The 24,794-nt window shown below is 66.5% G+C and carries 10 protein-coding genes; 6 read left to right on the top strand and 4 right to left on the bottom strand.

The window, feature by feature from the left end; all coding sequences use genetic code 11:
* The first annotated feature begins 561 nt into the window (after positions 1-561).
* Together LC490_RS13945 and LC490_RS13940 are read left to right on the top strand one after the other, a co-directional pair.
* On the top strand, positions 562-9,171 hold the full coding sequence (locus LC490_RS13945; RefSeq protein WP_343223017.1) for a glucoamylase family protein: 8,610 nt from the start codon (positions 562-564) through the stop codon (positions 9,169-9,171).
* The gene (locus LC490_RS13940) at positions 9,168-9,380 is read left to right on the top strand and encodes a hypothetical protein (protein ID WP_223620541.1); all 213 of its coding nucleotides are present in this window, start codon (positions 9,168-9,170) and stop codon (positions 9,378-9,380) included. Before LC490_RS13945 ends, LC490_RS13940 begins: the two co-directional genes overlap by 4 nt.
* A gap of 967 nt (positions 9,381-10,347) precedes the next feature.
* Here the strand turns inward: LC490_RS13940 and LC490_RS13935 are convergent.
* Together LC490_RS13935 and LC490_RS13930 are read right to left on the bottom strand one after the other, a co-directional pair.
* On the bottom strand, positions 10,348-11,370 hold the full coding sequence (locus LC490_RS13935) for a FecR domain-containing protein (RefSeq protein ID WP_051885436.1): 1,023 nt from the start codon (positions 11,368-11,370) through the stop codon (positions 10,348-10,350).
* Complete coding sequence (locus LC490_RS13930; protein ID WP_223620540.1) at positions 11,367-11,918, bottom strand: RNA polymerase sigma factor; 552 nt, start codon at positions 11,916-11,918, stop codon at positions 11,367-11,369. The genes LC490_RS13935 and LC490_RS13930 overlap by 4 nt, the downstream gene beginning before the upstream one ends.
* Before the next feature lie 304 nt (positions 11,919-12,222).
* On the opposite strand from LC490_RS13930, the gene LC490_RS13925 reads away from it, so the two are divergent.
* Both LC490_RS13925 and LC490_RS13920 read left to right on the top strand, forming a co-directional pair.
* Positions 12,223-15,279, top strand: coding sequence for a TonB-dependent receptor (locus LC490_RS13925; RefSeq protein ID WP_223620539.1), 3,057 nt, complete (start codon positions 12,223-12,225; stop codon positions 15,277-15,279).
* 795 nt (positions 15,280-16,074) lie between these two features.
* Positions 16,075-17,226, top strand: a complete 1,152-nt coding sequence (locus tag LC490_RS13920; protein WP_223620538.1) for a metallophosphoesterase — start codon at positions 16,075-16,077, stop codon at positions 17,224-17,226.
* A gap of 57 nt (positions 17,227-17,283) precedes the next feature.
* Here the strand turns inward: LC490_RS13920 and LC490_RS13915 are convergent, their stop codons facing one another.
* Positions 17,284-18,018, bottom strand: coding sequence for an FKBP-type peptidyl-prolyl cis-trans isomerase (locus LC490_RS13915; RefSeq protein WP_051885418.1), 735 nt, complete (start codon positions 18,016-18,018; stop codon positions 17,284-17,286).
* Between the two features lie 50 nt (positions 18,019-18,068).
* The gene (locus LC490_RS13910) at positions 18,069-19,730 is read right to left on the bottom strand and encodes a multicopper oxidase domain-containing protein (RefSeq protein WP_223620537.1); all 1,662 of its coding nucleotides are present in this window, start codon (positions 19,728-19,730) and stop codon (positions 18,069-18,071) included.
* Positions 19,731-20,640: 910 nt separating this feature from the next.
* Between LC490_RS13910 and LC490_RS13905 the strand changes: the two genes are divergently transcribed.
* Together LC490_RS13905 and LC490_RS13900 are read left to right on the top strand one after the other, a co-directional pair.
* Positions 20,641-23,334 (top strand): PKD domain-containing protein, encoded by a 2,694-nt coding sequence (locus LC490_RS13905; protein ID WP_223620536.1) that lies wholly within the window; start codon positions 20,641-20,643, stop codon positions 23,332-23,334.
* Positions 23,335-23,483: 149 nt separating this feature from the next.
* Positions 23,484-23,990: a hypothetical protein gene (locus LC490_RS13900; RefSeq protein WP_223620535.1), complete on the top strand. Its 507-nt coding sequence runs from the start codon at positions 23,484-23,486 to the stop codon at positions 23,988-23,990.
* Positions 23,991-24,794 lie beyond the last annotated feature (804 nt).

The following is a 24,794-nucleotide window of genomic DNA, read 5'->3' as shown; positions in this document are numbered from 1 at the left end:
GAGAACTCATGTAGGAGCGACGTGAGTCGCGACCGCGCGGCTTGGGTCTCCGGCCAGAACTTGGGAACCGATCAATTCTCCAGGCGACGACCGGCGCCGGCGCCCCCCTTCCCCAACCGGCCAAAGCGCCAGCCTCGCCGCAATCGGCGGCGCATGGCGATGACGATATCGCTGCCGAGGATCATGCGCCGGCGGCACAGCGAATGATCGCGACGCTCCACGCCCCTCGCCGACCCGGCCGCGGAACCGCCGCATCGGTCGCCTTTCGCGCATTCGCTCCTGCGATCGCTCGCACATTTCGCCCGCGCACAGCCCACAAGCCAGTCAGCACGGCGTATTGGCCGCGCTCGGCGGCGACTTCACAATCGCCTGCCCGTGCAAATGCAATGATCCCGCTCTTGAAGGCTGAAGTGCCTGGGATCTTGCATGCCCAATGTATGGCGAATATTCAGTCAGTGGTTGCGCTTGCGCCGACGGCTGTGGCGATGGGGACGTGCGGCGACGAGCAAGCCGTGGCAAGCGGAACAACCTTTGCGCTCGCAGTTGTTCAGCGCCGAGCAGATGGAACGGCACGGCAAATCCCTCGCGCATGCGCATCGGGTGCGGGCGCGCACGGGTTCGGACTTGTTGCTGGGCCGCCTGCGCGCGAACGAAGGCATCCTCGACGCCGCCAGCACCCTGCTCACCCAGATGGTCCAGGACGAGGTCCGCATCACTCCGGCGGGCGAATGGTTGCTCGACAACTATTACCTGATCGAAGAACAGATCCGCACCGCGCGCCGCCATCTGCCCAAGGGCTATAGCCGCGAGTTGCCGACCTTGAGCCTGGGCCCGTCGGCCGGCCTGCCGCGGGTCTACGACCTCGCGATGGAGGCCATCGCCCACGGCGACGGCCGCATCGACGCCGAAACCATGACCCGCTTCGTCGCCGCTTACCAGACGGTGACGCCGCTCAAGCTCGGCGAGCTGTGGGCGATTCCGATCATGCTGCGCCTGGCCTTGATCGAGAACCTGCGCCGCATGGCCGTGCGGGTGATGCGCGACGGCGCCGATCATCGCCGCGCCGCCGAATGGGCCGAACTGCTCAACGACACCGCCGACGCCAACCCGAAGAACGTGGTGCTGGTGGTGGCCGACATGGCGCGCTCGAATCCGCCGATGTCGGGCGCGTTCGTGGCCGAGCTGACCCGCGGCCTGCACGGCCGCAGCGCGGTCCTGGCCATGCCGATGAGCTGGATCGAGCAATGGCTGGCCGATAGCGCCCACGGCGTGGAAGAACTGGTGCGCGCCGAGAGCCAGCAGCAGGCCGCCGACCAGGTATCGATCAGCAACAGCATCGGCAGCCTGCGCTTCCTGGCCAACATGGATTGGCGCGAGTTCGTCGAGACCATGAGCCTGGTCGACCGGACCCTGCGCGAGGATCCGATCGGCATCTACGCGAAGATGGATTTCAACACCCGCGACATGTACCGGCACGTGGTCGAGAAGATCGCGCGCCAAAGCGGCGTCAGCGAGATCGACGTGGCGCGCCTGGCCCTGAGCCTGGCGCTCGAGTCCGGCGAGGTCGATGATGGCAAGGCCCACGTCGGCTATTACCTGATCGACGACGGTACCAGCGAGATCAAGGCCGCGGTCGCCGCCTCGCCGGACGCGCGCAAGCCGGTCCGGTTGCGCTCGCGCAGGATGCCTCTGTCCGTGTATCTGCTTCCGATCGCCGCGATCGCCGCGCTGTTCGGCTACGGATTGTTGTCCGAGCTATACGCAGCGCCGCTTCCGGCGGTGGCCTTGTGCCTGTTCGCGGCGCTCAGCCTGCTGGCTTTCAGCGAACTGGGCATCACCCTGGTCAACTGGATCGCTACCGTGCTGGTCGCGCCAAAGCCGCTGCCGCGCCTGGATTTCTCCAAAGGCCTGCCGTCGAGCTCGCGCAGCCTGGTGGTGGTGCCGAGCATGATCGGCAGCGTCGATGCGATCGACGGCCTGGTCGAAGGGCTCGAAGTCAGGTTCCTGGCCAATCGCGACGCCTACCTGCATTTCGCCTTGCTGACCGATTTCCTCGACGCCGACCAACAGGACTTGCCCGGCGATGCGGCCCTGGTTGCGCATGCCTCGCGCCAGATCGAACAACTCAATGCGCGCTATGCCCCGGAAAGCGGCGACCTGTTCTTCCTGCTCCATCGTCCCCGCACGTGGAACCCGCTGGAAGGCAAATGGATGGGCTACGAGCGCAAGCGCGGCAAGCTCGCCGCGCTCAACCGCCTGTTGCGCGGCGGTGCGCGCGAAGCCTTCATGGCGGTGACCGGCAACACCGAGGTGCTCGCCAACGTCCGCTACGTGATCACCCTGGACACCGATACCCGCCTGCCCCGGGATGCGGCGCGCGAGTTCATCGGCACCCTCGCCCATCCGCTCAACCAGGCCCGCTTCGACGAACGCCGGCGGCGGGTGACGCGCGGCTACGGCATCCTGCAGCCCAGCGTGGGCACCGGCATGAGCGAACGCCGCGGCTCGCGTTATGCGCGCATGTACGGCAGCGAAGCCGGCATCGATCCGTATACGCGCACGGTCTCCGATGTTTACCAGGATCTGTTCGGCGAGGGCTCGTTCGTCGGCAAGGGCATCTACGACGTCGACGCGTTCGAGTACGCCCTGGAAGGCCGCTTCCCGGAAAACCGCGTGCTCAGCCACGATCTGCTCGAAGGCTGCTATGCGCGCGCCGGCCTGATCAGCGACGTGCGTCTGTTCGAGGACTATCCCTCGCGCTATGCCGCCGACGTGAAGCGCCGCTATCGCTGGATCCGCGGCGATTGGCAGTTGCTGCCCTGGCTGTTGCCCTGGGTGCCGCGGATGAAGGGCGGCTACGAAGCCAATCCGCTGTCATGGCTGTCGCGCGGCAAATTGCTCGACAACCTGCGCCGCAGCCTGGTGCCGGCCGCCGCCACCGCACTGCTGGTCGCCGGCTGGGCGATATTGCCGCAACCCTTGGCCTGGACCCTGTGGCTGCTCAGCCTGTGGCTGGTGCCCACCTTCGCCCTGGCATGCTGGGACTTGGCCACCCGCCCGGTCGACATGGCGCTGGAAACCCATCTGATGCAGGTGGTCGGCTCGATCGCGCGACAGATGCAACGCGCCGCGGTCAATCTGGCTTGTCTGCCGTACGAAGCCTTCTTCAGTCTGGGTGCGATCGCCCGCAGCGTGTGGCGGATGGCGATCAGTCGCCGCCGCTTGCTGCAATGGAATCCGTCGAGCGAAGTCGAGCGCAGTCTCGGCAGCGGCGTCGGCGCGGAACTGCGCAGCATGTGGTTCGGGCCTGCGTTCGCGCTCGCCGTCGCGGCCGCGCTGTCGCGCATCAACCCGGCGTCGCTGTGGGTCGCCGCCCCAGTCCTACTGCTGTGGCTGTTGTCGCCGCCGCTCATGGCCTGGCTGGGACGGCCGCCGAGACAGCGTCGCGCGAGTCTGTCGCAGACCCAGCTGAAGTTCCTCGGCCGACTGGCGCGCCGCACGTGGGCCTTCTTCGAGATCCACATCCGCGCCGAGGATCATTGGCTGCCGCCGGACAACATCCAGGAGCATCCGAGCCTGGTGGTGGCGCGGCGCACCTCCCCGACCAACATCGGCCTGTCGCTGCTCGCCAACCTCGGCGCTTACGACTTCGGCTATCTGCAGGCCGGCGGGCTGATCGAGCGCACCCGCCTGGCGCTGACCACGATGGAGACCCTGCCGCGCCATCGCGGCCACTTCTACAACTGGTACGACACCGAAACCCTGCTGCCGCTGCCGCCGCGCTATGTGTCCACGGTCGACAGCGGCAATCTTGCCGCGCACCTGCTGACCCTGCGCCAAGGCCTGCTGGCGTTGATCGACGAGCCGGTGTTGGCGCGGCATACCTTCGACGGCCTGGCCGATACCTTCGGCGTGCTCGAAGAAACCTTGCGCGCGGCCGGCCGTATCGACGCCCCACTCGAACAAGCCCTGAGCGCATTCCGCGAACGCATCGACGCCATCCGCGCGCAGCCGCCGGCGTCGCTGCCGGAAGCCGAACGCGTGCTGGCGGGGCTGTCGTCGCGGGCGCTCGCGATCGAATCGTCGTTGCCGCCGCCCACAGCCCCACCGGAAGACGCGTCGGCCCCGCATTGGCCGACGATGCTGTCGGCCGCCTGCCGCGCCGCACAGGACGAATTGCTGCACTTCGCGCCGGGGATCGGCACACCGGAGGAAGGACAGAGCCGGCCTTCCGAGGCCGACCTCATGGAACGCATGCCGACCCTGCGCGCCCTGCAAATGGCATCGCAGGACGGACTTGCGCGCGACCGCGCCCGCAAACGCGTGCACGAGCTCGAACGCCTTGCGCATATCGCCGGGCAGTTGTCGCTGATGGAATACGAATTCCTCTACGACCGCGGCCGCCATCTGCTGTCGATCGGCTACAACGTCGAGGAACGGCGCCTGGATGCCGGCTATTACGACCTGCTCGCCTCCGAAGCGCGCCTGTGCAGCTTCGTCGCCATCGCCCAGGGCCAGTTGCCGCAGGAGACCTGGTTCGCCCTCGGCCGTCTGCTGACCGAGATCGACAGCGGCGCCACCCTGCTGTCGTGGAGCGGCTCGATGTTCGAGTACCTGATGCCGCAGTTGGTGATGCCTAGCTATCCCGACACCTTGCTCGACCAGACCGCGCAACATGCGGTGCTGGCGCAGATCCGCTACGGCCGGCAGCGCGACGTGCCCTGGGGCATCTCCGAATCGGGCTACAACACGGTCGATACGCGGATGAACTATCAGTACCGCGCGTTCGGCGTGCCCGGCCTCGGGCTCAAGCGCGGCCTCGGCCAGGACCTGGTCATCGCCCCCTATGCCAGCGCGATGGCCTTGATGGTGCTGCCGGAAGCGGCTTGCCAGAACCTGCAACGCCTGACCGAACTGGGCTTCGCCGGCCATTACGGCCTGTACGAAGCGATCGACTACACCCCGACGCGGGTGCCGCGCGGGCAGGATCATGCGGTCGTCCGCTCGTTCATGGCCCACCACCAGGGTATGGCCTTCCTGTCGCTGGACTATCTGCTGCGCGACCAGCCGATGCAAAAACGCTTCGTCGCCGATGCCGAGTTCCAGGCGACGCTGTTGCTGCTGCAGGAACGCATTCCGCGCACCGGCGTGTTCCATCCGCACGAGGCCGAAGCCAGCGGCGCACGCGCCGCGCCCGCCGCCAGCGAGACCCAACTGCGGGTATTCGCCAACCCGAGCACCGGCCGGCCTGCGGTGCAGATGCTGTCCAACGGCCGCTATCACAGCCTGCTGACCAGCGCCGGCGGCGGCTACAACCGCCTCGGCGACATGGCGGTGACGCGTTGGCGCGAGGACGGCACGCGCGATCACTGGGGCTCGTTCTGTTATCTGCGCGACGTGGACAGCGGCCAATTCTGGTCGGCGACCTATCAGCCGACCTGCGTGCCGGTGGACCATTACGAGGCGATCTTCTCCGACGCCAAGGCCGAGTACCGCGGGCGCAAGCACCGCTACGAGACTCACCTGGAAATCGCCATCTCCGCCGAGGACGACATCGAGCTGCGCCGTCTGCGCATCGGCAACCGCTCGCGCCACACCCGCACCATCGAGATCACCACCTACGCCGAAGTCGTGCTGGCCTCGTCGCTGTCGGACGAGTTGCATCCGGCCTTCAGCAATCTGTTCGTGCAGACCGAGGTCGCCCGCGACAAGCAGGCCCTGCTGTGCACGCGGCGGCCGCGCTCGCACGACGAGGTACCGCCGTGGATGTTCCACCTGGTCGCGGTGCACGATGCCGACATCCAGACGATCTCCTACGAAACCGACCGCTCGCGCTTCCTCGGCCGCGGCAACACCCCGCGCACGCCGCAGGCCCTCACCGCGACCGAGGCGCTGTCGGATTCGGTCGGCTCGGTGCTCGACCCGATCGTCGCGATCCGCACCCGCATCGTGCTCGCGCCCGAGCAGAGCGTCATCGTCGACATGGTCTCGGGCGTGGGCGTCGACCGCGCGGCCTGCAGCCGGCTGATCGACAAATACCGCGACCGGCGCCTCGCCGACCGCGTGTTCGACCTGGCCTGGACCCACAGCCAGGTGGTGCGGCGCCAGATCAACGCCTCCCAGGCCGATGCCCAGTTGTACGAACGGCTGGCCGGGCTGATGGTGTATGCACATCCGTTCCTGCGCGCCGATAACGCGGTGCTGTTGCAGAACCGGCGCGGGCAATCGGGACTGTGGGGCCACTCGATCTCCGGCGACTTGCCGATCGTGCTGCTGCAGATCGCCGAGGCCGGCAACATCGAGCTGGTCCGGCAGATGGTGCAGGCGCATGCGTATTGGCGCCTGAAGGGGCTCAACGTCGACCTGGTGATCTGGAACGAAGAACAGGGCGGATATCGCCAGCAACTGCAGGAGCAGATCCTCGGCCTGGTCTCGGCCGGCCCCGAGGGCAACGTGCTCGACCGGCCTGGCGGCATCTTCGTGCGACCGAGCCAGCAGATGTCGCAGGAAGACCGCATCCTGCTGCAGGCGGTGTCGCGGGTGATCATCAGCGACAAACGCGGCACTCTCGCCGCGCAGGTCAGCCGCCACGTGCCGCCCGAGCGCGAGATCCCCTTGCTGCTGCCCGATGGCCCGCCCGACGAGCCCGAGCCGATGGACGAAGCCGCGGCGATGCATCCGGCGGCGTTGCCGGGCCTGCCGCCTCCGCGCGCCGACACCGACGAAGACCCGTGGCCGTTCGAAGCGGTGACCGAGGCCTTCGTGTTCGACAACGGAACCGGCGCGTTCGCCGCCGACAGTCGCGAATACGTCGTGGTGCTGCGCGAAGGCGCGCCGACCCCGGCGCCCTGGTCGAACGTGATGGCCAATGCGCAGCTCGGCACCGTGGTCAGCGAGAGCGCGCCCGGCTACACCTGGTTCGAGAACGCGCACGAGTTCCGCCTCACCCCCTGGCATAACGACCCGGTCGCCGACACCGGCGGCGAAGCCTTCTATCTGCGCGACGAGGACAGCGGCCGGATCTGGTCGCCGATGCCCTTGCCCTGTCGCGGCAGCGGCGCCTACCGCACCCGCCACGGCTTCGGCTACAGCGTCTACGAGCATATCGAGGACGGCATCGCTAGCGAGCTGTGGATCTACGTGGCGCTCGACGAGGCGATCAAGTACTCGGTGCTCAAGCTGCGCAACCTGTCCGGCCGCGCGCGGCGCCTGTCGGCCACCGGTTACGTCGAATGGGTGCTCGGCGATATCCGGGTCAAGTCGCAGATGCACGTGGTCAGCGAGCTCGACGGCGCCAGCGGCGTGCTGACCGCGCGCAATCCCTACAACACCGAGTTCGACGGCCGCGTCGCCTTCTTCGACGTGGACGGCGAGCAACCCGGCTTCACCGCCGACCGCACCGAATTCCTCGGCCGCAACGGCAACCTCGGGCAACCGGCGGCGCTGCTCAAGCAGCGCCTGTCGGGCAAACTCGGGGTCGGGCTGGACCCGTGCGCGGCGCTGCAGGTGCCTATCGCACTGGCCGCCGACGAGAGTTACGAAACTGTATTCCGCCTCGGCATCGGCGCCGACTATGCCGCCGCCGTGCAACTCGCCCAAGCCAGCAAGGGCAGCGGCGCCGCCCACGATGCGCTGGATGCGGTGCGCATCCATTGGATGCATACCCTTGGCACGGTCCGGGTCGAGACCCCCGACCCGAGCGTGGACGCGCTCGCCAACGGCTGGCTGCCCTACCAGGCCTTGGCCTGTCGTTACGTCGCGCGCAGCGGCTACTACCAGTCCGGCGGTGCATTCGGCTTCCGCGACCAACTGCAGGACACGATGGCGACCGTGCACGCGATGCCGGCGCTGACCCGCGAACACCTGTTGTTGAGCGCAGCGCATCAGTTCCCGCAGGGCGACGTGCTGCATTGGTGGCATCCGCCGCTCGGCCGCGGCGTGCGCACGCGCTGCTCGGACGATTACCTGTGGCTGCCGCTGGCCGCCTGCCGCTATCTGCAGGTCACCGGCGATCGCAGCGTGCTCGACGAGCGCGTGCGTTTCGTCGAGGGTCGCCCGGTCAACGCCGACGAGGAGTCCTACTACGACCTGCCGTTGGTCTCGGCCCGCCAACAGCCGTTCTACGACCATTGCGTGCTGGCGCTCAAGCGCGGCACCGAACTGCTCGGCGAACGCGGCCTGCCGCTGATCGGCAGCGGCGACTGGAACGACGGCATGAACCGCGTCGGCGACGCCGGCAAGGGCGAAAGCGTGTGGCTGGGTTTCTTCCTGTTCGACACCTTGAACCGCTTCGAGCCGGTCGCGCGCGAGCGCGGCGACGCCGCCTTCGCCGATTACTGCGTCGAACACGCGCAGCGCCTGCGCGGGAACCTGGAAACCCATGCCTGGGACGGCGACTGGTACCGGCGCGCCTGGTTCGACGACGGTACGCCGCTGGGCTCGGTGCACAGCGACGAATGCCGGATCGATTCGATCTCGCAGAGTTGGTCGGTGTTGTCGGGCGCAGCCGATCCCGAACGCGCGCGCCAGGCTATGGAGTCGCTGGACCAATACCTGGTGCGGCGCGATGCCGGCCTGATCCAGCTGCTGCAACCGCCGTTCGACAAGACCAGCAAGGACCCCGGCTACATCCGCGGCTACGTGCCCGGCGTGCGCGAAAATGGCGGCCAGTACACCCATGCCGCGGTGTGGGCGGCGATGGCCTTCGCCGAACTCGGCGACAGCACGCGGGCCTGGGAACTGGCGCGCATGATCAACCCCATCCACCACGCCCGCGACGCCGAAGCCACCGCCGTCTACAAAGTCGAGCCCTACGTGCTCGCCGCCGACGTCTACGGCGTCGATCCGCACACCGGCCGCGGCGGCTGGACCTGGTACACCGGCTCGGCCGGCTGGATGTACCGCTTGCTGACGGAATCGCTGCTCGGCCTGCAGCGCCACGGCGACACGATGCGCCTGAAACCCTGCATTCCGGCCGATTGGCCTGAATACCGGATCCAGTACCGCCACGGCGACAGCCTGTACCGGATCCACGTGCGTCAGGTCGATGCCGATGGCGGCGCTGCGCAACTGCAACTGGATGGTGTCGTCCAGGAGGGCCTGCAGTTCTCGCTGCTCGGCGGGCGGACGATCCACCACGTCGAGATGATCTGGCCGCAGCCGCAGCCATGAAGACCCGGGCGCAACTGGATGCCGGACTCGAGCGTCTGGCGCAGATGCTGCCGCCTTGGTTGGAATCGCTGCGTCACGAGGCGCAGTTCTGGCCGCAGTTCAGGGCACTGGTAGACGAGCTGATGGCGGACGCCGATCCGGCCGATCGCGCGCATGCGCAGCGGCGTATCGATGAGATGTTGGCGAGGCATGGGCTGCGCTGGCGCTGAAGTTCACGCCGTTGCCGTTGCCGAGATTTTGATCTGCTTTTCTGCTTTTCTGCTTTTCTGCTTTTCTGCTCTGCTGCTCTGCTGCTCTGCTGCTCTGCTGCTTTGCTGCTTTACCGGTCAAGTGGAGACCCGGAGGGCGGCGCACAGGACGTGCGCCGTTTTTCGATAGGACAAGGATGTCCTATCGAAAAATCCCGGCGCGAGCATCGCACTCGTGGCCTGTGCCCTTGCAAGGAGAGCCCTTTTCTTTGGTTACCTTTGACCGAAGGGAATCCAGACGGACTTTTGGGCTTAGCAAAAGAAAGTAACCCGGCCGCGTCTGCGGACGGAAGCTCTGCTCTTGCTTGAAAGACACGCCGGAGGCCGCGAGAACGCGGTCGCGACTTGCGTCGCTCCTACCCTTAAAGCGGCGACCACTACGCCTCAACCTCACGACGCTCTCGGCTGGAGCCCAGGGTAGGAGCGGCGCGAGCCGCGACCGCGCTCTCGCGGTGTTGCGGCGCATCACTCAAACAAAATCCAGATCCAGATCCAGATCCAGATCCAGATCAAACGCCAAGAGCTTCCGCCACTAAAGCGGCGGGTAACTTTCTTTTTTCTAAAGCAACAAAAGTCCGTCTGGATTCCCTTCGGTCAAAAGTAACCAAAGAAAAATGCTTTTGCTTTGAATCACAAGCCCGCACGAGCGGTGCATCCGCGGGGATTTTTCATACGGGACATCCCTGTCCCGATGAAAAACGGCCCGCATCCCTGCGGGCCGCCCTCCGGGTCTTCTCTAGCCTTCGCTAGTGCGAAACGACGCACAGCCACAGCAACAGCAACAGCAACAGCAGAATCTTCGCGGCAACGGCGATAACTTTTGTAGGAGCGACGTCAGTCGCGACCGCGCAGCTTCGGTCTTGCGGCGAAACCCGCCAAAACCACCACACATCCAGCTGAGGGGCGATAGGGCAAGCCCTTCCCCCAATCAACGCCGCGCAGCGATGACGATATCGCCGCCTGAGGACTCGTCGACCGCGACCGGGTACAACTCCTCCAAGGCCTCGACGAAAGCATGCGGGTCGTCGCTGCGGAACACGCCGCTGACACGCAGGCGCGCGACTTGCTCGCCGCCCAGGACCATGCGCCGGCGGCTATAACGGTTGAATTCGGCGACCGCGGCCGATAAGGCCTGGTCTTCGAACACCAACTTGCCCGACAACCAGGTCGGTAAGGCGCCGGGCGCCGCCGGTGCCAACCGGTGTAGCGGCTGGTGCTTGCGGAAGCGCGCCTTCTGCCCGGGGTCGAGCGTGCCGAGCGCAGCCTGTCCGGCATCGGCGGTCGGCGCCGCCAACAAGGCGACCCGGCCTTCGACCAGGGCGACCTCGGTCGTGTCGTTACGCCGGTAAACCTCGAACTCGGTGCCGACCGCGCGGACGCTGCCATCCTCGGTATGCACCAGGAACGGCCGCTTGGCCTTGGCCACGCGAAAATAGGCGCGACCGCGATCCAGGACGATGCGGCGCTCGGCGCCGGAAAAATCGACGACCAGGCGGCTGTCGGTGTCCATGCTGACGCGCGAACCGTCATCGAGGGCGATGGTGCGGCTTTCGCCGACCTGGGTGACATACACGGTCTCCGGCACGGGCCGCTCCAACCAGCGCGGCACCACCGCAGCCAGGGCCAACACCGCAGCAAGCGCGCCGGCGCCCAGGGCATAGCGCGCCCAGGCGACAGGCGCGCGGCTGCGGCGCTTCGGCGCTGCCGGCACCACCGCATCGCGCAGGCGTTCGGCGATCTGCGGATGCTGGGCGTGCTCGCCGGCCGCCGACCACAGCCGCTCGATGCGCTCATAGGCGGCACGATGGCGCGCATCGGCGGCCATCCAGTGCTGCCAGCCCTGGCGGTCGCTTTCGGCGACGTCGTCGGCGCGCAGGCGCGCGAACCAGGTCGCGGCCTGGCGACGGAACGGGTCGCCGCCCTCGATCACGTTGAGACGCGGTGGTTTCACGAGCCTCCCAGACGCGTATCGAAATGCAGCAAGGCGCGCATCATGTTTTTCTCCACTGCGCTCACACTGATCTCCAAACGTTTGGCGATGGCGCTATAGGTCAGGCCTTCGTAGCGCTGCAGCAGGAACACCTGGCGGCAGCGCGGCGACAACTCGTCCAGCGCCGCCAGGAACGCCTGCAGGCGGCGGTTACCTTCGTAGACGCATTCGCCGTGCGGGTCCTCACTCGGCCAGTCCTTGGCGACCTCGTCGATCGACACGTGCTGCAGCACCTGATGGCTCTTGTCGCGGCGGAAGCGGTCGCGCAGCAGGTTCGAGGCGATCTGCAACAAGAAGGCCTCGACGTTGAGCACGCCGCTCAGCGACGGCATCCGCACCAGGCGCACCAGGGCTTCCTGGGCCAGGTCCTCGGCATCGTCGGCCGATTGCAGATGACGCGAGAAATAGCGGACCAGGGCCGGGCGGTAACGGGCGATCAGCAGCGGCAGATCGGCAACGCACGGGGCATCGCAAGCACCCAGCGTATCGCCGGCTTCGCCGCTGTTCATGACCCCTCCCCCGCTATCGGACAAGCGGACGCTACGGCACCGGCCGGCCGCCGGCAAGCCTGCCGAAAGGCGAGTGAGGGATCCGTGGCAAGCTGCGTCTACATCGGTGGGGAAAGGACAACAGTCGAAGGATCGAGTTCGCAGTCACTCATCGGGGAGCGTTGCAATGGGGATCGTTTCACAGCGTCGCGCAGCACAAAGCAGTCGGTCTAACGGTACGGATTCGAACAAGCAGGCATCGGCGGGGGCCGATCCGGGACACACACTGAAAACGAGCGCGCACACGCATTGCGCTCGGCGCCCGTTGTCGGTCGCGCTGAGCCTGGCGCTCGGTCTGTCGACCCTGGTCGCCGCGGCGCCGGCGCTCGCCCAGCAGGCGCAGGACAGCGCGCATCACTACGCCTTGCCGAGCCAATCGCTGGCCGCGGCGCTGAACCAAGTGGCGTCCTCGTCGGACGCGCAAATCCTGATTCCGCCGGACCTGGTGCGCGGCCGCATCGCCCCAGCCCTGTCCGGCCGCTACACCACCCGCGAGGCGGTCACCCGCCTGCTTGCCGGCAGCGGCCTGAGCTTCCGCGTCACCCAGAGCGGCGTCATCGCGATAGTGACTGCGCGCGAACCGGCGCCGCCCAAGGCCAAGCCGGCGAGCTCGCGCGAGCCCGCGGCCAAGGCCAAGGCGGAGCCCGATCCGACCGAACTGGCGGCGATCCAGGTCACCGGTTCGCGCATCAAACGCGCTGAAATCGAAGGCCCGTCGCCGGTCACCGTGATCACCGCCGAACAGATGGAACGCGAGGGCCACGCCACCGTGTTCGAGGCGCTGGAAACCCTGGTGATGGCCAACGGCGCGGTCGAAACCGAACTGTCGGGCGGTTTCTCGGCCAACGCCCATCCGCTCAACCTGCGCGGCCTGGGCCCCGGCCGTTCGCTGTTGCTGATCGACGGCCGCCGCGCCGCCGACTACCCCTTCCCGTACGAAGGCCGCAGCAACTTCCAGAACTTCGGCAACATTCCGTCCGGCGCGGTCGAGCGCATCGAAATACTCGCCGGCGGCGCGTCCGCCATCTACGGCGCCGATGCGGTGTCCGGCGTGGTCAACATCGTGCTCAAGCGCAATTACCAGGGCGACGAGGTCAAGCTGCGCGCCGGCAGCAGCACCATGGGAGGGCGCGACCGTTTCGACCTGCAATGGACCGGCGGCAAGACCGGCGAGCGCTGGGGCGTCACCTACGCCTTCCAGGCCTACAACCAGGAACTGTTGTACGGCTTCCAGCGCGACGACTGGGACCTGCGCGCCAATCCGAGCCCGGACCCGCGGCTCGGCGTGCAGCCCGACGCCGGTCTGCGCATCCGCCGCGGCAGCAGCAGTAGCAGCAGTCCGCTGATCGCGCCGCCGGCCGGCACCTGCGAGCGCTGGGGCGACGAGTTCCAACGCCACACCTACAAGCGCATCAGTTCCGGCAACGTGCAGAGCCTCGGCGATGCCTGCGGCACCTGGAAGGACGTCGGCTACCAGCACCTGAGCAAGGGCAAGAACGAACTCGCCGGGTACGTGTTCGGCACCTGGGATTTCTCCGACGACCTGCAGGGTTGGGGTTCGGTGCAGGCCTGGCGCTCGCGGGTCGAGTCGCTCGGCGGCTTCGAGAGCATCACCGGTCCGCATACCGACGGCGTCGGCCGTCGCGGCGATTTCTACGACCCGCAGTTCAACGCGGTGATCGCGCCCACGCGTTTGCTGACCCCGGTCGATCTCGGCGGCGTCGAGCAGATGAACCAGCACTACCGCGAGCGCTCGCTCGACGTCGCGCTCGGCCTGCGCGGCAAGATCGGCGACGGCTGGGATTGGGACGCCACCGTCAGCCGCGCCGAGTACCAGTTCGAACGCACCCGCCGGCGCATGGTCGGCAACCTGGTCAACGATTATTTCTTCGGCAAGCAACTGGGCACCCGTCCCAACGGCGTGCCGATCTATCGCTTGAACCTACCGCGCTGGTACCGGCCGATGACGCCGGAGGAATACGAGTCGATCTCCACCCTCGCCAAGTACGAGGCCGAGTCGTGGGTCAACACCGCCAGCTTCGTGCTCACCGGCGATCTGTTCGAGTTGCCGGCCGGCCCGGTCGGCGTCGCCACGGTGCTGGAAGCGAGCTCGCAGGGCTACGACCTGTCCAGCGATGCGCGCGTGCAGCCCGGCGTGGTCCAGCTCTACAACCTCACCGGCACCAACGGCGGCGGCGAACGCGACCGCTATGCCGCGGGCGTGGAGTTCAGCATCCCGATCCTGAGCACGCTCAAGGGCAGCCTGGCCGGCCGCTTCGACAAGTACGACGACATCACCGCGGTCGACGACGCCAAGACCTGGAACGCCGGCCTGGAATGGCGCCCGACCGACAATCTGCTGATCCGCGGCGCCTACGCCACCAGCTTCAAGGCACCGGACCTGCACTGGGTCTTCAGCGAAGGCAGCGGCAGCTTCGGCAGCGCGGTCGACCCCTGGCGCTGCATCGCCGCAGGCGCCAACCCGGGCTGCTCGGGCTATAGCTACAACGTCTTCAGCTTCACCGAGGGCGACCCGAACCTGGAAGAGGAAACCGGCAAGTCCTGGAGCGTCGGTGCCGTGTGGGACGTCTTCGACGGCTTCTCGGTCACCGCCGATTACTGGAGCATCGAACTCGACGGCGCGATCGAACGGCTCAGCCCGACCAGCATCCTCGAAGGCGAAGCCGGCTGCCGCACCGGCAAGCAGCTCAATGGCCAGCCGTTCGCATTCGGGCCCGACTCGGGTTATTGCCGCAACGTCACCGCCCTGGTGACACGGCGCCCGGAAGGCAGCGAAGCCATCGACCGCATCGCCGAGGTCAAGTCGGCGCCGCTCAACCAGTCCTACCGCCGCGTCACCGGCATCGACGCCAGCGTCAACTGGCGGCTCAAGACCGAGCGCTACGGCGACTACCGTTTCGACCTGAGCTGGTCGCACACGCTGAAGTCCGAACGCCAAGTGTTCGCCACCGACCCGATCGAAAAGGACTGGCGCGACGACCCGACCAACCTCGACTTCCGCAGCCGCCTGCGGGCGGGTGCGAGCTGGCGCGCCGGCGACTGGTCGTCGAGCCTGTTCATGACCCGCTACGGCAGCCTGCCGAAGGCGAACGGCCTCGGCCGCACCGGCGTGTATTTCCTTTGGAACGCCAACATCGGCAAGCAGATCACCGACCAGGCCACGATCAAGTTCTTCGTCAACAACCTGTTCAACAGCACCCACCCGGACGACGAGACCAACACCTCGTTCCCGTATTTCTACGATGCCTACAGCCCGATCGGCCGCGAGTTCGCGATCGAGTACGAGTATCGGTTCCGTTGATTTGGGTGCGGGCGTGGCGGCGACGGCAGCGAGCGCCGCGTGGCCATAGCCGCAGTTTGCCGTTGCCGTTGCCGTTGCCGTTGCCGTTGCCGTTGCCGAGATTTTGATCTGCTTTGCTGCTCTGCTGCTTTGCCGGTCAAGTGGAGACCCGGAGGGCGGCGCACAGGACGTGCGCCGTTTTTCGATAGGACAAGGATGTCCTATCGAAAAATCCCGGCGTCAGCACCGAACTCGTGGCCTGTGCCCTTGCAAGGAGAGCCCTTTTCTTTGGTTACCTTTCTTTTGGGCTTAGCAAAAGAAAGTAACCCGGCCGCGCAGCGGGCGGAAGCTCTGCACTTGCTTATGGCTTTCATACAAACAAGATCAAACGCTAAGAGCTTCCGCCACTAAAGCGGCGGGTTACTTTCTTTTGTCATAAGCAACAAAAGAAAGGTAACCAAAGAAAAATGCTTTTCTTTGAATCACAGGCCCGCACGAGCGATGCCGACGCAGGGATTTTTCATACGGGACATCCCTGTCCCGATGAAAAACGGCCTGCATCCATGCAGGCCGCCCTCCGGGTCTTCGATGGCCTTCGCGAGGCTTAGGCGGCGCAAAGCAACAGCAACAGCAACAGCAACAGCGATAGCGACAGTTCGCGGCTTCGATCAGTGACGATGGCACTGCAATGCCTGCCCATCCCTTGGTCGCGGCTCGCGCCGCTCCTACCCTTGGCTGCGGCCATTAACGGCGCAGATGCGTCAGTGCGGCCTCAAACAGCGACAATGCCGATCAGGCGAATACACGAGCACCCCGATGACCAAACTCTCCCGCCTTGCCTCCACCCTGCTGGCCCTGTCTCTGACGGCCACGACCGCCGTCGCCGCAGGCCAGGAACGCGCGCCTGCGGCGTCGGAGAAGACAACGACGGCAAACATGCCGGGCTTCGACGACGGCCCCTACCTGCGCTACACAGCCGACCGCGTCGAGGCGCGCTGGGTCTGCGACGGCAAGCCGGTCGAGCGCTCGTTCCCGGCCCCGCGTTGGCCGGTCGTGGTGCCGGCGCAATGCGGTCATGCCGAACCGGTCTCGGTACGCGCCCCGGCCGAAGCCGAGGCCGAGGCCTCGCCGCAGGGCGTCGAGCGCATAGCCGCGCTGTCGGACGTGCACGGCCAGTACGAGCTGATGGTCCAACTGTTGCAGAACAACGGCATCGTCGACCGCAAGCTGCGCTGGCGCTATGGTCGCGGCCATCTGGTCATCGCCGGCGACGTGTTCGACCGCGGCCCCAAGGTCAACCAGGCCCTGTGGCTGCTGTACGGCCTGGAACAGCAGGCGCGTGCGGCCGGCGGCGCGGTGCATCTGCTGCTCGGCAATCACGAGATCATGGTGCTGGCCAACGACCTGCGCTACGTCAACGAAGGTTACCAGCGCAATGCCGGCCTGCTCGGCAATTCCTATGTCGAGCTGTACGGCCCCGACACGGTGCTCGGGCGTTGGCTGCGCAGCAAGTCGGTGATCGGCCAGGTCAACGACCTGTTGTTCGTGCACGGCGGCATCGCCGCGAGCTATTTCGAATCCGGCCTGAGCCGGGCGCAGATCAACCAGCGTTATCGCGCCACCCTCGGCACGCCCAAGACCGTCTGGCAGCAGGACCCGTCGTTGATGCCGCTGTACAACGGCAAGACCAGCCCGATCTGGTACCGCGGCTACTTCATCGACCCGGCCCTGACCCAGGATCAGGTCGATGCGATCGCCGCGCGCCTCGGCGTCGGCCGCATCGTCGTCGGCCATACCTCGCACCAACGCATCGGCAGCTATTTCGACGGCCGCGTGATCGCAATCGACAGCAGCATCAAGAACGGCAAGTACGGCGAGCTGTTGCTGATCGAGCGCGGCAAGATCAGCCGCGGCACGCCCGACGGCAAGCGTTTGCCGCTGACCGCCGGCGAAGCCCTCTCCGACTGAACCAGCGCTGGCGACGCGAACGACGCTGTCGCCGCTCGCGTCATTCCCGGGCCTCGTTCAGCGCGCGATCTCGAGCAATTCCAGGTCGAACACCAGGGTCGCGTTCGGTTCGATCTGGCCGGGCAATCCGGTCTCGCCGTAGGCCAGCTTCGCCGGCACCCAGAAACGGTGCTTCGCGCCCGGCGACATCAGCATCAGCCCTTCGCGCAGGCCCGGCATGATCTGGTTGAGCGGAAATTCGGCCGGGTGATCGGTGGCGTAGGTGCTCTCGAACTCGCTGCCGTCGAGCAGGCGGCCGACATAATTGACCCGCACCGTGCCGTCGGCCGCCGGCCTGGCGCCGCGGCCGGCGCGTTCGACCCGGTACTGCAGGCCCGAGGCGGTCGTGACCACGCCCGCTTGTTTGCCGTTGTCGGCCAGGTAGCGGCTGCCTTCGCCTAGGTTCTTCTGCGCCAGTGCCTGTCGGCCGGCCTCGCGCTTGCGCTGCAGGTGTTCGACGAAGTCGCTGCGGACCTTGGCGACCTGCGCCTCGTCCAGACGCGGCGGTGCGCCGGCATGGGCTGCGCGCAGTGCGCTCACGACGGTGTCGATGTCGACCTCGTCCTTGATCGGCGCGAGCCGCTTGGCCATGTCGAGACCGACCATGTAGCTGACTTGCGCGCGCGAACCGTCCAGGGCGGTCGGCGCGGGGGCGGCTGTCGGCTTCGCGGCCGCGGCCTGTTCGGCGTCGGAACGACAGGCCGCGGGCAACAACACGAGGCACAGGACGATGGCAGGGGCGGAGCGGTTCATGGCGCGGCGTTCTCCTGGCGGTGAGCCGAGCGACGATCGGAAGGGCTGCATCAGTTGGTCACCGCGAAGGCGACCATCATGCCCATGTCCTCGTGCTCGAGGTTGTGGCAATGGATCATGTAGCGATGCGTGCCCGACAGTTCCTGGGCGAAGTCGATGGCGATGCGGACGATCTCGCCGGGCCAGATCACCACGGTGTCGTTCCAGCCGGTGTCCTGCGGATTGAGCCCCTTCGGAGCGACGGCGCGGCCGCGGATGTCGGGCGGGCTGATGCTGCGCGACACCACCCGGAAGCGGAAGCCGTGGACGTGGATGGGGTGCGGCATGCTGGTCATGTTGTTGCGTATCTCCCAGACCTCGCGGCTGCCGCGCTTGATCCGGAACATCGGCTCATGGCCGACCGTGTGCATGTTCCAGTCGTTGATGAACCAACTGCCCTCCTGATTCATGCTCAGCCGGATCGGCCGCACCGTCCAACCGGTCGTATCCGGCGGCGGCGCCAGGTCGCTCAGGCGCTCGGGCAACTTCGCCGGCGGACGTTTGGCCGGCTTAGGCGCGGTGTCGCTGCAACCGGCGATGCAGAACTGCATGAGGTCGAAGGCCTCGCCCATCGCCGCGGCGCCGGGGTGCTCGCCCATCGGGTCGGGCGCGAACGCACCGGATTCGTCCTCGTTCTCCATCGCCAGGTATTCCAGGCTGCGCAGCAGCACGCGCTCGCCGGCGGCAACCGCGCTGAAATCGACTAGCACATCGATGCGTTGCGCCGGCGCCAGGAACACGTCCTCGACCGCCCAAGGCCGCGCCAACAATCCGCCGTCGCTGCCGATCAGATGAAACGGCAGGGATTGCCCGCGATGCTCGAAAGCGAGCCGCAGCATGCGCGCATTGGCGACATTGGCGATGCGGAAGCGATACAGCGCCTGCAACACGTCGAGGAAGGGTTCAGGGGTCCAGTTGACCAGCAGCCGGTTGCCGATCCAGTCGTCGGCGCCCTGCCGATAGACGATGGCGTTGTCGGCGTTCACCTGTTTGTCGGAGATCATCAGCGGCAGATCGCGCACGCCCCAGGGCAGAGCGAGGCGCGCGGCGAGCGCACGCTCTTCGTCGTCGTCCACGCGCAGCAGGCCGGCCAGGCCGTGTTGCAACTGCGCGCCGGTGCGTCCGTGCGGATGCGCGTGGTACCAGTACAGACCGGCGCGATCGGCGACCCGGAAGCGATAGCGCTTGCCCTCGCCGGGTGCGACCGGATGCAGGCCGCTGCCGTCGTTGGCTTCGTCGACGCTGAGGCCGTGCCAGTGGATCGTGGTGTCCTCGCCGAGGCGGTTGTCCAGACTGACGTCCAACTCCTCGCCGCGGTCGATGCGCAACAAGGGGTTGATGCCAACGCCCGTGCTCGCGGCATGGGCGTAATGCCAGATCCGGGTCGGCGCACCGTCGAAGATCGGAAACGCCGCTTCCGTCGCCGCCAACACCAGCGGCGCCGACAAATGGGTTTCGGCGAGCAGGCCGGTCGCACCGGGAATGCGCAGCGGTTGCCGGAACGGTGCTGGCGCCGATGGCGTCGCCGCGTCGGCGGCCTGCGCACCGGCGTCGGCATGCGCTGCGTGCGACGTGCGGCGAGCGCGTTGCGACAGCGCATACGGCAGCGCGACCGCCGCCGCAGCGGCCGCCGACAGACCCAATACCCACTTACGGCGATTCGTGTTGACCATGGAGCGGGACACCCTCGCTAGCGATGCGTCGACGAGTCGCGCTGCCGATGCATTCGTCGTTGCACGGACTCGTTCGTCGCTGACCGATCGCAGAAAACACGACCCGCATATCGCGCCGGATCGAGTCTCCGCTGCACCTCAGTCGGCATGAATTACGGGCATCGATCACGATTTACGCGCCGTCGATGTACGCCGAAACCCCTTGATTCGCAGCGTTTGTTTCATTCTCGACGCGGCCGCGTCAAATAACCAAAGATCATGAGAAATCCGGCCATTCGCAACTGAGGTATCGGCTAGCCGCGCCGTCTGCATCTCAACAGGGGTGCACTTCAGTCATTCGATGCGAGGCAACCACCATGTCCATGAATGGCGGCGAGACCGCTCGTCCGCAATCAGGCACCGCAGTCGTCGTTGCCGGCGCCAGCAGCGCTTCGCCGACTCCGCCGATCCGGCAATGCTTCGCCCGACCCGCTGTTGTCATCGATGTCCGACACGTTGTCGTGCGGCGTTCTTCTGTTCGACGCGTCTTCGTCCGGCACGCTTTCGACGGCCCCGGCCTTCTCTCGCCGATGCCGCCTGCGGCATCCGGCCTGCCCATCGCGCTTCGCGCGGGAACCAGCGCCCCACTGCGTCGGCCGAGTCGTCGGCCGACGCATTTCTCCGCAACAACCTACACCGGTCGCCGAAACCAGGCCTGACGACGACACAGGCCTGTGCGTGCGGATCGGGCGACGACTTCAGCGCCCGGCCACCGATGCGCGGGCGACTTCCCTTCAAACACGGAAGCTAAGAGGAGACTCTGATGGCCACCCCAGGTGCAAGCGGTTTTCGCCGGCGAATCACGCTCGGCGCGTTGTTGTTGTTCGGAAGCTTGATCGGATCCCAGTCCGCGTTCGCGGCGCAGCGGACTGTGCAACTCAGCGAAGACGATGTCGTCACCAAGCGCGTGCCGACCACGCGCTCGGCGCTGTTGGCTTCGCCCGGCAACCGGGTCTGCGAAGCCGGCGCGAAATGGGTCCGGGTCGGCTTCAAGGAACTGGTGCTGCAGGGCTACGACTCGCTCAAGATCACCAGTTCCGGCGGCGACCGCTACATCTTCCAGGGCGATCACTGGAACGACCGTGCCTTCCACTCGCGCGCCTTTCGCGGCGAGTGCGTGGTCATCGAGCCGTACTTCGGCAGCCCCGACAGCCGCTACACCGTCGACAGCTACGACTTCGGCACCAAGGACCTCAACCTGACCACGGTGACCGTGGCCGGCGCCGGCGACATCTGCGACAGCTCGCCGGCCGATTGCGGCAAGACCTCGGACCTGATCGTGGCGATCAACCCGACCGCCGTCTTCACCGCCGGCGACAACGCCTACGGCAGCGGCACCTTGTCGGAATACAACAACCTCTACCACTCGCGCTGGGGCCGATTCAAAGGCCTGACCCGGCCCACCCCCGGCAACCACGACTATCAGACCACCGGCGCAAAGGGCTATTTCGACTATTACAACGGCACGGACCAAGCGACCGGTCCGGCCGGCGATCGCAGCAAGGGCTATTACAGCTACGATGTCGGCGACTGGCATTTCATCGCCCTCAACACCATGTCCGGCGGCAGCGTCGCCTCGGCTCAGCTGACCTGGTTGAGCAACGACCTGGCCGCGAACACCAAGCCCTGCACCGCGGCGTATTTCCATCATCCGCTGATCAGCCGCGGCAATTACGACGGCTATAGCTCGGTGAAGCCGATCTACGACCGCCTGTATGCGGCCAAGGCCGACCTGGTGATGGTCGGCCACGACCACAACTACCAGCGCTACGGCAAGATGGACGGCAGCGGCACCGCCAAGACCGACGGCTTGCGCCAGATCCTGGTCGGCACCGGCGGACGCGATTTCTACTCGCTCAGCGGCAGCCATACGCTGTTGCAGGCCAGCCAGGCCCATACCTGGGGCGTGCTCAAGCTGACCCTGACCGCGACCGGCTATACCGGCGACTTCGTGCCGGTGGCCGGCAAGACCTGGACCGACAATTTCTCCGGCACCTGCAACAAGGCGCAGACCGGCAACCTGCCGCCGGTGGCGAACTTCAATTCGGCGACCAATGGCCTGACCGCCAACTTCACCGATGCCTCCAGCGACAGCGACGGCAGCATCGCCTCGCGCGCATGGACCTTCGGCGACGGCAGCAGCTCCACCGCGACCAATCCGAGCCATTCCTACGCCAGCGCCGGCACTTACTCGGTGTCGCTGACGGTCACCGACAACGGCGGCGCCACCCACAGCGTGACCAAGTCGGTCACGGTCGTGGCACCGGGCAACGCCAATCCGGTCGCGGCCTTCACCTTCACCACCTCCAACCTGACCGCGGTGTTCACCGACGCCTCGACCGATTCGGACGGCAGCATCGCCGCACGCGAATGGAATTTCGGCGACGGCATCACCTCGACCACCACCAGTCCTTCGCATACCTATGCGGCCGCCGGCACCTACACCGTGTCGCTGAAGGTGACCGACGACGACGGCGCCACCCACACGGTGAGCAAGTCGGTGACGGTGAGCGCCGCGCCGACCGGCAACGTACTCAGCAACGGCGTGCCGGCGACCGGCATCGCCGGCGCCAAGGACAGCGAGCAGTTCTGGACCCTGGACGTGCCGGCCGGTGCGACCGGCCTGAAGTTCGTCACCGCCGGCGGCAGCGGCGATGCCGACCTGTACGTGAAGTTCGGCGCGAAGCCGACCACCGCCAGCTACGACTGCAAGTCGGACGGCAGCAGCAACGCCGAAACCTGCTCGATCGCCACCGCCCAGGCCGGCACGTATCACGTAATGATCAAGGCCTACGCGGCGATTTCCGGGGTGTCGCTGACCGGCAGCTATGCCAGCGGCCCGTCCGACGGCGTGGTCTGGAGCAACGGCGGCCTCAGCACCGGCGCCACCGCCAAGGACGGCACCGCCGCGCCCTCGGGCACGAGCTGGAGCGAGTTGCAGAACAACAACGGCAACACCGCCGAAAGCAACACCACCACCGGTTACGCCGTCAGCAACGCCACCTATCGCGTGGCCGACGATTTCGTCGTGCCGAGCGGGCAGAGCTGGACGCTGTCTTCGGTGGACGTCTACGCCTACAAGACCAGCTACAGCGGTTCCAGTTCGCCGTTCACCGCCGGCGTCCTGCAGGTCTGGCGCGGCCGGCCGGGCGATTCGGGCAGCACCTTGCTGTGCGGCAGCACCAGCAGCAACGTGCAGGCGTCCTCGACCGATGCGCGGATCTATCGCACCGGCAACAGCCTGTATCCGTCCCCGGGCAGCGCCACGGTCACCACGCGCAAGGTCTGGCGCAACCGCCTGAGCATGCCGGCGGCCTGCGCGGGCAGCGGCTTCTTCAGCGCAGGCAGTTATTGGCTGGTGTGGGGCAGCACCGACAGCAGCGCCGGCGCGCACTTCGCCCCGCCGATGACCGTCGTCGGCGCGCGCGGCCGCAGCGGCGCCAACGCCCGCCAGTACGATGTGTCGGCGGACACCTGGAGTTCCCTGATCGATGTCGGCAACCCGTCCTCGGCACCGGACGTCGCCCAGGAGCTACCCTTCGACCTCATCGGCACGACGCAGTAAAGGGCAGGTCCGGGTCGTCGCCGTCGGCGATCCGGGCTGTCTCAAGCACGGCCATCTCGAACATGGCCACCTCAAGCATGGCTGCCCATGCATGGCCGACGCAGGCGGGGTTTCGACCTCGCCTGCGTCTTCGCGACAGAGAGACTCGAATGAAACACCGGACTTACCTCCTCACTGGCGCATCCCTCGTAGTCTTCGCCTGCTTGCTGGCCGCTTGCGAACGCCAGGGCGCGACGCCGCAGCGCGCGGCCGAAGCGCCCTCGCCGGCCGCCGTGCTGGGCAAGGACAATACGGTCATGGCGGTATCGACCTCGCCGGCGGTGTCGATCACCGGCGTCGAACTCGGCAGCGCAGCGATGCGGCCGCAGGACCTGCCCAAACGGCAGAAGAGCTTCACCACCGGCGACACCGTGGTGGTGACGATCAAGACCGCGACCCGCGACGCGCAGGCACGCGTGCCGGGCCGTTTGAAAGTGCGCTGGATCGACCCGGCCGGCAAGGTCTTCAACGAAGAAGCCAAGCCGGTGACCTTCAAGGGCGCTGGCGTCGACGATTTCCGCGTCGCCGAGCCGATGGGATGGAAGTCCGGCAACTACCGCGTCGAGGTGTCGCTCGATGGCGGGCCGGTGGTGCAGGAGGGATTTTTCGTTCGTTAGGCTTGCGCCGCCAAATGAAGCCCCAGGCTTCAGGGTAGGAGCGGCGCGAGCCGCGACAACGTTGTGACGGTCTTGCGGCGCATCGTTGAAGCAAGACCAGGATCAGGATCAAACGCCTAAAGCTTCCGCCACTAAAGCGGCGGGTTACTTTCTTTTGTCATAAGCAACAAAAGAAAGCTAACCAAAGAAAAATGCTTTGTTTTGAATCACAGGCCCGCGCGTTCGATGCCTCCACAGGGATTTTTCATACGGGACATCCCTGTCCCGATGAAAAACGGCCCGCATCCATGCGGGCCGCCCTCCGGGTCTTCTATAGCCTTCGCTAGTGCGAATCGGCGCACAGCAACAGCCAAGGCCAAGGCCAAGGTCAAAACCATGGCCCAGGACGGGATTTGACGTCGGCTGCGAAATATCGCTGCCATCGACGGTTCGTGGTCGCGGCTCACGCCGCTCCTACAGTGGTCGATCACCGTTGCCCGTTGCCCGTTGCCCGTTGCCCGTTGCCCGTTGCCCGTTGCCCGTTGCCCGTTGCCCGTTGCCGAGATTTTGATCTGCTTTGCCGCTTTACCGGTCAAGTGGAGACCCGGAGGGCGCCGCACAGGACGTGCGGCGTTTTCCGATAAGACAGGGACGTCTTATCGGAAAATCCCGGCGACAGCTTCGCACTCGTGGCCTGTGCCCTTGCAAGGAGAGCCCTTTTCTTTGGTTACCTTTCTTTTGGGCTTAGCAAAAGAAAGTAACCCGGCCGCTTTAGCGGACGGAAGCTTTAGATGTTGCTTTACGCTTCTACGGCAAGAAACGCCG

The organism is Lysobacter sp. ESA13C, assembly GCF_019970005.1.
GTDB lineage: Bacteria > Pseudomonadota > Gammaproteobacteria > Xanthomonadales > Xanthomonadaceae > Lysobacter > Lysobacter antibioticus_B.
This window is presented reverse-complemented; position numbering and strand designations above follow the sequence as displayed.